The organism is Paenibacillus anaericanus, from assembly GCF_003994475.1.
Classification (GTDB): domain Bacteria; phylum Bacillota; class Bacilli; order Paenibacillales; family Paenibacillaceae; genus Fontibacillus; species Fontibacillus anaericanus.
The window spans coordinates 88,558-102,896 of sequence record NZ_RZNY01000006.1 but is presented as its reverse complement, the minus strand read 5'-3'; the positions used below and the strand labels follow the sequence as shown (position 1 = coordinate 102,896).

Genomic DNA, 14,339 nt, shown 5'->3' with positions numbered 1-14,339 from the left:
GAGGCTCTTATCATGAGTATTTTGGTCGATAAAAATACAAAAGTCATCACCCAGGGGATTACAGGCAAAACCGCTCTGTTTCACGCCAAGGGCGCCCTGGATTACGGCACACAAATGGTTGGCGGAACTTCGCCGGGCAAAGGTGGCACTGTAGTCGATATTGCGCTAGAAAATGGCAAGACAGTTAGTTTACCTGTTTTTAATACCGTGCGCGAAGCGAAAGAGAAGACGGGAGCTACCGCAAGTGTTATTTATGTTCCTCCCGCCTTTGCTGCAGATTCAATACTGGAAGCGGTAGAAGCGGAGTTCGACCTTGTCATTTGTATCACGGAAGGAATTCCGGTGTTAGATATGGTTAGGGTGAAGCGTTATATGGAAGGTAAGCAAACGGTTCTAATTGGACCCAACTGTCCGGGCGTTATCACTCCAGGAGAATGCAAGATAGGGATCATGCCTGGTTACATTCATTTACCAGGTCATGTAGGCGTAGTATCGCGTAGTGGAACGCTAACGTATGAAGCGGTTCATCAGTTAACTACGCGCGGAATTGGTCAGTCCTCTGCGATTGGTATCGGTGGTGATCCGGTCAAAGGCTCGGAGTTTATTGATATCCTACGTCGTTTTAATGAAGATGACGCAACAAAGGCTGTCATTATGATCGGAGAAATTGGGGGAACCGCCGAAGAAGAGGCGGCTGATTGGATTCGTGATAACATGACGAAACCAGTGGTAGGATTTATTGGTGGCGTAACCGCACCTCCGGGTAAAAGGATGGGGCATGCAGGTGCTATCATCTCAGGGGGCAAAGGAACTGCCGAAGAGAAAATCAATAAATTGGAATCATGTGGAATTAGAGTAGCTCCAACACCATCAGAGATGGGCTCTACTCTAGTTAGCGTACTTGAAGAGCGGGGAATCCTTAATTTGTGCACGACACAGTAATAGAAGACTGATATAATGAAGCAAAGGTAAGCAACCTTCTGGGTCCATTCGGGCCAGAAGGTTGCTTTTTTTTGTTTTTTAAAGGATTTTTTTTCACAAAATAGGATTTTTGATTGTGCAATATACCATGTGAATGAATGGAGGAAGACGAAGTGGAGAAGAAATGGATATTAGCAGGTTTAGATGATAGTCCAGGTTTAGGGTGGAAGAAAATTTCAAATATATTAACTAGGGATGAAGATTGGGTGAATGCTTTTGATTTCAGTCCTGAGGATTGGATGCAGAGGGGGTTAAGTGCGGAATTAGCACAGACGATGGCGACACGTTTTACTGCTCATTGGGTTCAGGAGCGATTAGATAGGATGAGTAAGAAGGGGATCCAAGTGATTACTTATTTTGATGACGAATACCCAATACTAATGAAGGAAACAGATCAACCTCCCTGGATTCTGTATGCTAAAGGTAATATAAGACTGTTATCCACGCTATCTATTGCGATGGTAGGCACTCGTGTTCCGACCGCATATGGACGTAAGGTTGGTGAGATGCTTGTTACGGAGCTCTGTGCTCATGGCGTTACCATTGTGAGTGGGATGGCTAGGGGAATTGATGGCGTGTGTCATGAAGCCGCGCTGAACTGTGGTGGATCCACAATAGCTGTACTTGGTACAGCCATCGACATTGCCTATCCATCTGAACATACAGCCTTATATCAACGAATTGCAGAAAATGGACTGATTCTATCTCAATATCCTATGGGTACTGCGAGCCATCCAGGTTTATTCCCACAACGAAACCGAATCATTGCCGGGATATCTCGCGGAACTGTCATTGTTGAAGCCGATTCACGGAGTGGTTCCCTAATTACTGCTGATCGCGCGCTTGAGGCAAACCGTGATGTTTTCGCTGTTCCAGGGCCAATTACTTCTCCAAAAAGCCGAGGAAGTCTTGAATTACTTAAGCAAGGTGCCAAAATCGTAACGGAACCAAGAGATATTTTAGAAGAATATGGTCTTTGGTCAGGGGGGAAAGAAGATACGAGTGACGGTATGGCAGATTGCAAGTTGACAGATCAGGAGCAGCGCATATACCATATGTTGGAGCAGGGAATCCGTAATTTTGATGAGCTGATGAATTTATCGGCATGGGATTTTGGACTTTTACATTCAGTTCTGTTATCTTTAATCATGAAAAAAGCGGTGGTTCAACTACCCGGTTCTGTTTATAAACTAATATAGTTCATTCCAACTGAGAGTTGCGTAATAATTTGGTTATATGATATTTAGATAAATACATCTGATATGTTTGAGAGGAGGATGAACCAGTGGCGGATTCTCTCGTCATCGTAGAATCGCCTGCCAAGGCGAAAACGATAGGTAAATACCTAGGAAGCAAATTCATCGTGAAAGCCTCCATGGGTCATGTTCGCGATTTGCCCAAGAGTCAAATTGGGGTTGAGGTGGAAAATGACTTCAATCCAAAGTATATTACTATCCGTGGGAAGGGTTCTATATTAAAGGAATTAAAAGATGCTAGTAAAAAGGTTAAGAAAATATATCTAGCAGCTGACCCGGACCGTGAAGGTGAGGCAATTGCTTGGCATCTGGCTCATGCGCTTGATATGGATGAGACAGAAACATGCCGTGTTGTGTTTAATGAAATTACCAAAGAAGCCGTTAAGGATGCATTCAAGACTCCACGTAAAATCAACATGGATCTTGTTAATGCTCAACAAGCCAGACGGATATTAGATCGTCTTGTTGGTTACAAAATTAGTCCGTTGCTCTGGAAGAAGGTTAAGAAGGGTCTATCTGCCGGTCGCGTGCAATCGGTAGCAGTTAAGATCATCCTTGATCGGGAGAATGAAATTTCAGAGTTCGTTCCAGAAGAGTATTGGAGTATAACAGCTAAGCTCAAAATTAAGGAATCTATTTTCGAAGCTAAGTTTCATCATTATAAGGGTGAAAAGTTGGAGCTCACAAACGAAGCTCAGGTTAACGAAATTCTGAAGTCGATTGAGGGCGCTAAGTTTAATGTAACGAATGTGAAAGAAAAGGAACGTCTCCGGCATCCAGCAGCACCGTTTACTACGAGTTCACTGCAACAAGAGGCAGCTCGCAAGCTAAACTTCCGTGCGGCTAAGACGATGTCCGTTGCTCAGCAATTATATGAAGGTGTGGATCTTGGTAAAGAAGGCACGGTCGGTCTAATTACTTATATGCGTACGGATTCGACGCGGATTGCAGTCTCTGCCCAAGAAGAAGCTAAGGAATTCATCGTAGGTAAATACGGTGAAACCTATGCCCCAGAAACACCTCGTCAATATTCTAAGAAAGCTGCTAATGCTCAGGAAGCGCATGAGGCTATACGTCCGACTTCGGCTTTGCGTGATCCTGATTCGGTTAAGGCGGTTACTACTCGTGACCAGTTCCGTTTATACAAGCTCATCTGGGAACGTTTTATGGCTAGTCAGATGTCCTCAGCTATACTTGATACTTTATCCGTTGACATCGCAGCTGAAGAAACGACGTTTCGTGCGGTTGGCTCCAAAATTCGTTTTCCGGGGTTTATGAAGGTTTACGTAGAAGGTAATGACGACGGAACGACGGATGAAGATAAATTCCTGCCACCACTAAAAAGTGGAGATAAACTCAAGACTGAGGCTATCGATCCGAAGCAGCATTTCACCCAACCACCACCAAGATATACGGAGGCTCGTCTGGTGAAGACGTTGGAGGAGCTTGGAATAGGTCGACCAAGTACGTATGCCCCTACTTTGGAGACGATCCAGAAACGTGGTTACGTAGCAATAGAAGAGAAGAAGTTTATGCCAACAGAGCTTGGTGAATTAGTCATTGAGCAAATGGAACAATTCTTCCCAGAAATTCTCAATGCTGAGTTCACTGCTAACATGGAAGGAAATCTCGACCATGTGGAAGAGGGTTCTGAGGATTGGGTAAAGGTCCTGAGTGATTTCTACGAAACGTTTGAAAAGCGACTTGAGGTTGCGGAAGAAGAAATGAAGGAAATTGAAATTGAGGACGAGGTTTCAGACGAGATTTGTGAGAAATGTGGACGACATCTCGTTTATAAACTAGGACGCTTTGGTAAGTTTCTAGCTTGTTCAGGGTTTCCGGACTGTCGGAATACCAAGCCGATCATTAAGGATATTGGGGTACCTTGTCCTAAATGTAGTGACGGGCATGTGGTAGAGCGTCGTAGTAAGAAGGGTAGAGTCTTCTATGGTTGTGACCGTTATCCTGAATGTGACTTTGTATCTTGGGATAGACCTTCAACGAAACCATGTCCAAAATGCGAATCAATGCTTATAGAGAAGCGGAATAAGAAGGGCGCTAAGTTACAATGTACGGCCTGCGATCATGTGGAGCTTATTGAAGAGAACGACGACGCCTCCGACGAATAAAAAACTACAACTGGGGGTTATTCATTATGACAGATTCAATAAATAAGGTTACCGTTATCGGTGCTGGTCTGGCGGGGAGCGAAGCTACCTGGCAACTTGTGAGCCGAGGGATTCCTGTGACATTATATGAAATGCGTCCGGTTGTGAAAACCCCAGCGCATCATACCGATAAATTTGCTGAACTCGTCTGCAGTAACTCTCTGCGGGCGAATGGCTTAACTAATGCAGTTGGTGTACTTAAAGAAGAAATGCGCATGCTGAATTCGCTCGTGCTTGGTGCGGCAGATCGCAACGCCGTACCTGCAGGTGGTGCGCTTGCGGTGGATCGCGACGGCTTCTCAGGTGAAATTACCCGCATGTTGCATGAGCATCCCCTGGTTACCGTAGTGAAAGAGGAGATCAGAGAAATCCCACAGGATGGAATTGTCATTATCGCTACGGGTCCATTAACTTCTCCTGCATTATCAGAACAGATTCAACGGCTAACAGGTCAGGATTATTTCTACTTCTATGATGCCGCTGCTCCGATTGTGGACAAAGAATCTATCGATATGGATAAAGTATATCTTGCTTCTCGTTATGATAAAGGAGAAGCGGCATACCTCAACTGCCCGATGAATGAGGAAGAATTCGATGCTTTTTATGAAGCACTCATCACTGCTGAGGTAGCTCAACTCAAAGAATTTGAGAAAGAAGTTTATTTTGAAGGCTGCATGCCGATCGAGATCATGATGCGCAGAGGAAAACAAACGGCGCTGTTTGGTCCGATGAAACCGGTAGGCTTACCTGATCCACGCACAGGGAAAATTCCGCATGCTGTCGTTCAGCTTCGTCAAGACAATGCGGCAGCAACGTTATATAATTTGGTTGGATTCCAGACTCACCTCAAGTGGGGGGAACAGAGCCGCGTCTTCTCCATGATTCCTGGATTGGAAAAAGCTGAATTTGTACGGTATGGTGTCATGCACCGTAACACGTTCCTTAATTCGCCGAAATTGTTAATGCCGACTTATCAGCTGAAGAGTCAACCTAAGCTGTTTTTTGCCGGTCAGATGACCGGTGTTGAAGGCTATGTAGAATCTGCGGCTTCTGGTCTGGTTGCAGGGATTAATGCAGCACGGGTTGCATTAGGAGAAGAAGGGATCGTTTTCCCAGAGGATACAACGCTTGGAAGTATGGCAAGATATATAACTACTGCCGACTTTGAGAATTTTCAACCAATGAATGCGAATTTTGGATTATTTCCTAACCTAGACACTCGCTACCGAAAGAAAGCAGAAAAGAAAGAAGCGCTTGCTCATCGTGCGTTGGATAGTATGTCTGCTTTTATCGCGCGTAGCAATTTGATTTGAATGGTTCTCTAAATATAGAATATGATTAAGAGTATACAAGAGATGGAAGGAAGCGATATTCTATGATTCCAACTTTTCATGCCACTACAATTTGTGCGGTTCGTCATAACGGCAAAGGTGCGATTGCCGGTGATGGGCAGGTTACCTTTGGGGAAAGCGTTGTGATGAAGCAGACAGCCAAGAAAGTTCGTAGATTATACCGGGGTCAAGTTATTGCCGGTTTTGCGGGTTCAGTGGGTGATGCAATTACGTTGTTTGAGAAGTTTGAAGGGAAACTAGAAGAGCATCATGGGAATCTGCAGAGAGCTGCAGTGGAGCTTGCTAAAGATTGGAGACAGGATCGGGTACTGCGTAAGCTGGAAGCACTACTGATCGTTATGGATCATTCTGGTATGTTGCTCATTTCCGGCGGAGGAGAGGTCATTGAGCCTGATGATGATCTGTTGGCAATAGGCTCAGGGGGGAATTTCGCCCTCTCAGCAGCTAGAGCTCTTAAACGTCATGCTGTGCATCTAGAAGCTAAGGATATTGCCCGTGAGTCTCTACAAGTTGCCTCTGAGCTCTGTGTGTACACTAACAGTAATATTATTGTTGAAGAATTATGATATAAAGCTCCTACCTAGCGATTACTGTTTTCGCGTGGACTGGGATTATCAATCGACCGTCCGGGTTTCCGGACTTTTTTTGAATGAGGGATTGTAAAGTAATTGCAACTTAATTTTCTCGAGCTCGTACTTATAAAGACAACGAAGCCGTTTCTAATTGCGTGAAAGAGAGTAAAGAATTTATCTCAATCAATAAACCTTTCAGGAGGGACGTCTCATGACAAACGAAAATTTAACACCGAGACAAATTGTTGCTGAATTAGATAAGTACATTGTAGGACAGAAGCAGGCCAAGAAATCAGTCGCTGTTGCACTACGTAATCGGTATCGACGTAGTCTCTTAAGCGAAGATGTACGAGATGAGATCGTACCGAAGAACATATTGATGATTGGTCCAACTGGGGTTGGTAAAACAGAAATTGCCCGTCGACTCGCCAAGCTTGTTGGGGCCCCGTTCATTAAGGTGGAGGCTACTAAGTTTACCGAAGTCGGTTACGTTGGGAGAGATGTCGAATCCATGGTACGTGATCTGATTGAAACTGCTATCAGATCTGTTAAGTTGGAACGTACGGAGAATGTAAAAGATAAGGCGGAAGAACTGGCTAATGAAAGATTGGTGCATATTCTTGTTCCTTCGGATAGCAAGTCAAAGAGCGGGCGAAATCCCTTTGAGATGTTGTTTGGCAATAATCAAAATACTACGACTCCAACACATGACGAGGCTGAAGAAGATAGTAGCTTGACCGAACGTCGTCGTCAAGTTCGGTTTAAATTACTATCTGGTCAACTTGAGGATGATGTGATAGAAGTCGAAGTCGAGGATAATGCACCTAGTATGATGGACATGTTTGCTGGTCAAGGTAACGATCAACTCGGCATGAACATGCAAGAAATGTTCGGCAGCCTACTTCCACGTCGTACTAAGAAGCGCAAGCTTAGTGTCAAAGAAGCACGGAAAGTGCTCACTCAAGAAGAAGCTGCAAAATTGATTGATCAAGAAGATCTAACTCAAGAAGCAGTGAAGCGTGTTGAACAGTCGGGGATTATTTTTATCGACGAAATAGATAAGGTAGCCAGCAAGGGGCAAGGTTCTGGTCCGGATGTATCACGTGAAGGGGTACAGCGCGACATATTACCTATTGTTGAAGGCTCAACCGTGATGACGAAATATGGACCGGTTAAGACGGATTATATTTTGTTTATCGCCGCAGGTGCTTTCCATGTTGCTAAGCCTTCCGATTTGATTCCGGAGCTCCAAGGGCGGTTTCCGATTCGGGTTGAACTTAGTAGCTTATCTCTAGATGACTTTGTTTCGATTCTTACGGAGCCAAAGAATGCGTTAACTAAGCAATATACTGAGTTGCTGCGGACCGAGAATATTGATATCCAATTCACAACGGAAGCAATACGGGAGATCGCTGGAATTGCAGCCACTGTAAATAGTAATACGGAGAATATCGGTGCGAGAAGACTTCATACAATCCTTGAAAAATTGTTAGAGGACTTATCATTTGAAGCGCCGGAGCTTACGCTTGATAGCATGGTTATCACCCCGGAATATGTGCGTGAAAAGTTAGGCGATATCGCTAAAGACAGGGACTTAAGCCAGTTCATATTGTAGATTGGGACTTGTTAGAAAAATCACAGTACAAAAAAATAAGGCCGTTAGACCTATAGAAATTGGTCTAACGGCCTTTGTATTTTCTTTCCTAAAAATATCTGATTTTTTTATAAAGAATTTAACCAAATATTTACTTAAAATGAATGGAATTTCATTAGGATTTTTAAAGATAGGGCTTTTTTCTTATTGTAATAATGTCGAATCTGCTAGAAACTTAGGATATACGACATTAATGTGTTTTTTTCAACAGACTTACCTTTGTGGAAATAAAAAAAAGAAATTTTTGTCGAATAAAAGAGGAACTATGGCTTGTTTTGTTGAATAAGTGGAGATGGCAATTTTGGGAAAACATTGGGGGAGATGTAAATGCAAATACTGAGTGGTGTGGGATTCCAAAGGCTTGAAGCCGCAATTGACGCTGCTAATATTAGGCAGAGTGTTATTTCAAATAACATTGCGAATGAGGATACCCCCTACTTTAAACGTTCATCCGTATCTTTTGAGAGTTTATTACAAGATGAAATGAATAGCGAGATGCCAACACTACGTGGTATAACTACAAATCCTAGGCATTTTGTCATAGGGCCTTCAAACAGTAGTATTCCTGATTCTCAGGTGATCACAGATGAGACCACATCGATGAACAATAACTTGAATAATGTGGACATTGATAGTGAAATGAGTTTGCTAGCTGAGAATCAGCTTCGATATAACTCGTACATAGAACTACTTAATTATCAAATCAAGATGAAACAAACAGCAATTTCTAAGTAAAAATACTGTATTGAGAGGAGATCATTGCATTGAATATTAGTAATAGCTTCAATATCAGTTCCTCTGCATTAACTGCACAACGTCTAAGAATGGACGTCATCTCCTCGAACATCGCGAATGCGGAGACAACTAGAGCGAGTGTGGTAGATGGCAAGGCGGTACCGTATCGCCGTAAGGTAGTAGTTATGGAGCCTAAGCAACAAAGCTTCAGCAGTGCATTGGGTGCTGCAATGAATTCAGGGCAAATTGGCCAAGGGGTCAAGATAACGTCGATCGAAGATGATACATCTGCATTCAAGCCGGTTTATAATCCAACTCATCCAGATGCAGACAGCCAAGGTTATGTTTATATGCCTAATGTCGACACGTTAAAAGAAATGGTAGATATGATTTCAGCAACTCGTTCTTATGATGCTAACGTGACAGCACTGAATGCCACAAAAGCGATGATAACAAAAGCATTACAAATAGGGAAATAGATACTATAACTTTGATAGGGGTGTTGTCTGTTGATTCAAGCGATCAATTTTAATGCTATTAAGCCGCTAGACGGAGTTGCTCAACTTAATAAATCTTCGTCTCCAACTCCAGCTGAGACGATAAAGGGATTCAGTTCTTATTTGAGCGATGCACTAGATGGCGTAGCCGCTCAAGAGAAAAATGTAGAAGCATTAAATGGGCAATTTCAGCTAGGCCAAGTCAACATCGAACAGGTAATGATCGCTTCGGAGCAAGCCTTGTTAAGTTTGCAGCTTACTACGCAAGTCCGAAATAAAGTGATAGAAGCTTATCAAGAGATTATGCGTACGCAAATTTAATAGACTATAGCAGCTTCGAATGAGGTGAAAATGTGAATGAGAGAATCACCCAGTATCTGGGGAGAATAACCGGGTACTGGAACAATTTTAGCAAAAAACAGAGAACGCTCTTGATATCATCGCTTGCATTTATACTTATCGCAGTAATCCTACTGACGGTTCAATTCTCCAAGACGGAGTATGAAGTAGCCTTTACGAATTTGGACTCTGCAGATGCTGCAGGTATCATTAACTACCTCGAAACTGGTGGAGTTCCTTACAAATTAGGACCTGATGGAACAAGTATTTCAGTTCCGAGCAAACAATCAGCTCGTGTTAAGGTAGATGTTGGATCTCAAGGGATCGTTCAAAATGGTTCGATCGGTTGGGGAATATTTAACGAAAGCTCATCATTGATTGGAACAACTGATAATGAGTTCAACGTTAAATACAAAAGTGCTCTAAATGGTGAAGTCGAACAGTTACTTGGACGGATGCAGGGAGTCAGCGAGGCGAAGGTGTTGATTAATCTTCCTTCAGAGAACGTTTTCGCAACTGTAGAAGAGCAGGAGAAAGCATCAGCCTCTATAGTAATTAAGTTCAAACCAGGCTATCGAATCACGCAGGAAGCAGTTGATGGCTACTTCAATCTGGTGAAGACATCTGTTCCTAACTTGCCTGTAGAGAATATATCTATATCTGCTAGTGATGACACTGTTCTGTTACCAACAGGTCAAGGAGGCGGACAAGCTGGTTCGCTAACAACTGCAGTACAGGAGAATATGGCTCTGCAGAAAAAATTTGAGAGCGATGTACGACAAAGTGTTAAACAATTCCTATCCAAACTGACAGGTCCAGATAAAATCGAGGTGCTTGTAGCATCGAAATTGAATTTCGACCAAATCAGTGAAAAAGATAATCTTGTTACTCCTGTTGACTTGGAGAATATGAAGGGTATCGAAATTAGTGCCCAGAAACTTCAAGAAAGTTACACTGGCGAAGGTGATGCTAGTGGTGGTGTTCCGGGAACTGGAACCCAGGATGTACCGGGATATCCAACAACGGATACACAGGGCGGTTCAACTTCTGATAAATCGTCCTCGACAATTAATTACGAGGTTAACCGAATTACGAGAGATATTGTGGCCAGTCCATATGTTATTAAAGATTTAACCATTAATGTGGCCGTTGAACCACCTTTAGGACAAGCAACTTTAGATCCTACTACACAAACGGCAATTGAGAATATTCTTAGCAATATCGTTGGTTCATACTTAGCTGACTCAGGTTCTACATATACAGACGCTGAATTACTTAAAAAAGTTGCTGTTTTCTCACAACCTTTTCATAGTGATGTCGTGAACAAAAGCGTGTTGAGTTTGTCTAACCCATGGTTATGGGGAGTTGGCGCAGCTATACTTCTTGCCGGAGCAGGTATTGGAATGCTAGTGTTCCGTCGTCGGAAGAACAAGGAAGAGTTTGAAGAAGAAGCAATTGCACAACCACTTCTTTCAGAGTTTCCTTCCATTAACTTCGAAAGTGTTACAAACGAAAACCAAGTGCGCAAACAACTGGAAACGCTGGCGAAGAAGAAACCTGATGAATTCGTCAACTTGCTTCGTACCTGGTTGTCTGAGGAATAGAGGTGATAGCAATGTCGAAAGTAGCAACGTCTCAAGGTTTAAGCGGAAAACAGAAAGCCGCGATCTTGTTAATTACACTAGGTCCAGAGGTCTCAGCAGAAATCTTCAAACATCTACGCGATGAGGAGATTGAACAGTTAACGTTGGAAATCGCCAATGTTCGAAAAGTGGACGCTAGCGAGAAAGAGATGATCATGGCGGAGTTTCACCAGATTTGTCTCGCTCAAGAATATATCACGCAAGGCGGCATTAACTATGCCAAAGAAATTTTGGAGAAAGCACTTGGTGTATCCAAGGCATTCGACATTATTAATCGCTTGACTGCAACGTTACAGGTTAGACCTTTCGATTTTGCACGTAAAGCGGATCCTAACCAGATTCTCAACTTTATACAGAACGAGAATGCTCAGACGATCGCTCTTGTCCTGTCTTACCTTCAATTTGAACAAGCGGCTATTATTTTGTCCTCGCTCCCTCAAGATAAACAAGCTGAAGTAGCGAGAAGAATAGCGATGATGGACAGTACGTCTCCAGAAGTTATTTCTCAAGTGGAGCGGGTGCTGGAACAGAAATTGTCTGCTACAGTAACTCAGGATTATACAAGTGCTGGCGGACTCGAGTCGATTGTTCAAATTCTGAATGGCGTCGACCGTGGCACAGAACGAACGATTCTCGATTCCTTGGAAATTCAGGATCCTGAGTTGGCTGAAGAAATCAAGAAACGCATGTTTGTCTTTGAAGATATTGTTAACTTGGATAATCGATATATTCAACGGATTATCCGTGATATTGAGAATGCAGATTTGCAACTTGCGCTTAAAGTCGCTAGTGAAGAAGTTCGCGAAGCAGTCTTCCGCAATATGTCTAAACGGATGGCGGAGACCTTCAAAGAAGAAATGGAATATATGGGACCTGTGCGGCTTCGTGATGTGGAAGAAGCTCAGACACGTATCGTAGCAACAATCCGCAGATTGGAAGAGGCTGGAGAGATCATAATTGCACGCGGCGGAGGAGATGACATCATTGTCTAATTTGATCAAGGTGTCCCAGTACGTTCCGGTGGACATTCTGAAACAACTCAATTTGGGCAAGACTTACCTGTCCCCTGATGAACAAAAATTAGATGATGAATCAATGGCCATTGCCGAGGTTGCGGTCACGGTCGAAGATTTGGCCGCTGAAGAAACAAGACGGCAAATGCTGAGTGATGCCAAAGATTTTGCTGAACGTCAAGTGAGAGAAGCTTCAGAACAAAGCGAGCGTTTGCTCGCTGAGGCTAAGGAACAAATTGAGACGTGGTGGCAAGAGCGAAGAGTACAGGACGAAGATTTGATCGAAGCGCTCAAATCTGAAGGCTTCAGTCAAGGGTATGAAGAAGGCAAAGTCCAGGCGGAACAAACGTTACAAGACAAAATCAATGTAATGATGGCCGAGGCGACTGCTGTGCTGGAAGAGGCGCATATCGAGAAAGGCCGAATCATTCAAGAAGCAGAGCCCTTTCTGGTTGAGCTTAGCTGCGCTATTGCGGAGAAGATCATTGATAAGCAACTGGATTTAGAACCGGAGTACACGCTGGAGTTAATTAAGGGAAATCTTTCTCGTAAACGTGAGCAGGGCCTTCTTACGCTTTGTGTTTCACCATCACATTTTGCTTTTGTTCAAGCGGCTAGAGAAGAACTAAGTTTAGCCATCGACTCACAGGCTGAATTGCAGATTTTACCGGATCCTACAGTGAAGGACCGTGGCTGCGTTATCCGATCATCGTTTGGTAGTGTGGATGCTAGAGTGGATACACAATTGTCGGAGATAAAAAAGGAACTGTTACGTATATCGTTGCAGGTTGAGGATCGAGGACATCAACATGACGAGAATTGATCCGGAGCGATATATTGATCACCTTAAGCAGTTGGATCCTGTACGGATTAATGGGAAAGTGACGCAGGTGATTGGGCTGATGGTTGAGTCAGAGGGTCCGGACGCTAGTATAGGTGATGTTTGTTACATTTATCCTAGCAAATCTTCACAGCCGCTTCAGGCCGAAGTTGTTGGATTCCGTGACAATAAAGTGCTGTTGATGCCCCTTGGAGAGTTGCATGCGATTGGGCCAGGGTGTGATGTGGTTGGAACAGGTAAACCTCTAAGCGTTCAGGTAGGGTCGGAATTGCTAGGTAAAGTACTCGATGGGCTTGGACAACCACTAGATGGTTCCATCATCCCATCGCGTATGAATCACTATTCTACTTATAACAAACCGATGAACCCGTTGAATCGGCCGCGTGTGGCTGAGCCGATAAGTATAGGAGTTAGGGCCATAGACGGTCTACTTACGATTGGTAAAGGACAGCGTGTCGGAATCTTTGCTGGTTCAGGTGTAGGTAAGAGTACATTGATGGGTATGATCGCTCGTAACACTGCGGCGGATGTGAACGTCATCGCGTTGGTTGGGGAACGTGGTCGTGAGGTGCTTGACTTCATTGAGCGCGATCTTGGACCGGAAGGTTTGGAGCGTTCCGTAGTCATTGTTGCAACTTCGGATCAACCAGCATTGATCCGGATAAAAGGAGCACTAATTGCGACTAGTATCGCAGAGTATTTCCGTGACAGAGGATTAAATGTCATGCTGATGATGGACTCCGTCACTAGATATGCAATGGCACTACGGGAAGTGGGGCTAGCTGTTGGTGAACCTCCTGCTATGCGTGGTTATACCCCTTCGGTGTTCGCAGCATTACCGAAGTTAATGGAACGAGCAGGGACAGGGCCCACGGGCTCGATTACAGCTTTCTACACAGTACTTGTCGACGGTGACGACATGAATGAACCGATTGCCGATGCGGTACGGGGGATTCTAGACGGTCATATTGTGTTGAATCGAAATATAGCGAACAAAGGACATTTTCCGGCGATTGATATATTGGCAAGCATAAGCCGCGTGATGAAAGATATCGTAACGGAAGAGCAAAGTGATGCAGCGGATAACTTGAAACGTTTACTCGCGGTGTATAAGGACTCGGAGGACTTGATTAACATTGGAGCGTATCAACAAGGATCCAATGCTGAGATCGATGAAGCGATCAGTTATATACATAGCATTTGGGATTTCTCGAAACAGAAAGTGAATGAGAAAGTAACGTTAACAGAAGTACAAGAACGTTTGATTTCTGAATTTGCGAGGAGCTGA

The 14,339-nt window shown here is 43.8% G+C and carries 13 protein-coding genes; all 13 read left to right on the top strand.

The window, feature by feature from the left end; translation table 11 throughout:
- Positions 1 to 12 precede the first annotated feature (12 nt).
- The 13 genes from sucD to fliI all read left to right on the top strand — a co-directional run bounded on the left by sucD (position 13) and on the right by fliI (position 14,339).
- Positions 13 to 942: a succinate--CoA ligase subunit alpha gene (gene sucD / locus EJP82_RS09415; protein WP_127191799.1), complete on the top strand. Its 930-nt coding sequence runs from the start codon at positions 13 to 15 to the stop codon at positions 940 to 942.
- A 152-nt stretch (positions 943 to 1,094) separates the two neighbouring features.
- Positions 1,095 to 2,180 carry a DNA-processing protein DprA gene (gene dprA / locus EJP82_RS09410; RefSeq protein WP_127191798.1) on the top strand — a complete coding sequence of 362 codons (1,086 nt, stop codon included), beginning with the start codon at positions 1,095 to 1,097 and terminating at the stop codon, positions 2,178 to 2,180.
- Positions 2,181 to 2,266: 86 nt separating this feature from the next.
- Positions 2,267 to 4,366: a type I DNA topoisomerase gene (topA, locus tag EJP82_RS09405; protein WP_127191797.1), complete on the top strand. Its 2,100-nt coding sequence runs from the start codon at positions 2,267 to 2,269 to the stop codon at positions 4,364 to 4,366.
- 26 nt (positions 4,367 to 4,392) lie between these two features.
- The gene (gene trmFO / locus EJP82_RS09400) at positions 4,393 to 5,718 is read left to right on the top strand and encodes a methylenetetrahydrofolate--tRNA-(uracil(54)-C(5))-methyltransferase (FADH(2)-oxidizing) TrmFO (RefSeq protein ID WP_127191796.1); all 1,326 of its coding nucleotides are present in this window, start codon (positions 4,393 to 4,395) and stop codon (positions 5,716 to 5,718) included.
- A 62-nt stretch (positions 5,719 to 5,780) separates the two neighbouring features.
- On the top strand, positions 5,781 to 6,323 hold the full coding sequence (gene hslV / locus EJP82_RS09395) for an ATP-dependent protease subunit HslV (RefSeq protein WP_127191795.1): 543 nt from the start codon (positions 5,781 to 5,783) through the stop codon (positions 6,321 to 6,323).
- A 217-nt stretch (positions 6,324 to 6,540) separates the two neighbouring features.
- Positions 6,541 to 7,944, top strand: coding sequence for an ATP-dependent protease ATPase subunit HslU (gene hslU / locus EJP82_RS09390; protein WP_127191794.1), 1,404 nt, complete (start codon positions 6,541 to 6,543; stop codon positions 7,942 to 7,944).
- Between the two features lie 366 nt (positions 7,945 to 8,310).
- Positions 8,311 to 8,718, top strand: a complete 408-nt coding sequence (gene flgB, locus EJP82_RS09385) for a flagellar basal body rod protein FlgB (RefSeq protein ID WP_127191793.1) — start codon at positions 8,311 to 8,313, stop codon at positions 8,716 to 8,718.
- Between the two features lie 29 nt (positions 8,719 to 8,747).
- Positions 8,748 to 9,197 (top strand): flagellar basal body rod protein FlgC, encoded by a 450-nt coding sequence (gene flgC, locus EJP82_RS09380; RefSeq protein WP_127191792.1) that lies wholly within the window; start codon positions 8,748 to 8,750, stop codon positions 9,195 to 9,197.
- Between the two features lie 30 nt (positions 9,198 to 9,227).
- Entirely contained in the window at positions 9,228 to 9,536 is a 309-nt protein-coding gene (fliE, locus tag EJP82_RS09375) for a flagellar hook-basal body complex protein FliE (RefSeq protein WP_127191791.1), read from the top strand.
- Positions 9,537 to 9,568: 32 nt separating this feature from the next.
- Entirely contained in the window at positions 9,569 to 11,158 is a 1,590-nt protein-coding gene (gene fliF, locus EJP82_RS09370; RefSeq protein ID WP_127191790.1) for a flagellar basal-body MS-ring/collar protein FliF, read from the top strand.
- An 11-nt stretch (positions 11,159 to 11,169) separates the two neighbouring features.
- Positions 11,170 to 12,189, top strand: coding sequence for a flagellar motor switch protein FliG (gene fliG / locus EJP82_RS09365; protein ID WP_127191789.1), 1,020 nt, complete (start codon positions 11,170 to 11,172; stop codon positions 12,187 to 12,189).
- Positions 12,182 to 13,033: a FliH/SctL family protein gene (locus tag EJP82_RS09360; RefSeq protein ID WP_127191788.1), complete on the top strand. Its 852-nt coding sequence runs from the start codon at positions 12,182 to 12,184 to the stop codon at positions 13,031 to 13,033. The genes fliG and EJP82_RS09360 overlap by 8 nt, the downstream gene beginning before the upstream one ends.
- Positions 13,020 to 14,339: a flagellar protein export ATPase FliI gene (gene fliI, locus EJP82_RS09355; RefSeq protein ID WP_127191787.1), complete on the top strand. Its 1,320-nt coding sequence runs from the start codon at positions 13,020 to 13,022 to the stop codon at positions 14,337 to 14,339. Before EJP82_RS09360 ends, fliI begins: the two co-directional genes overlap by 14 nt.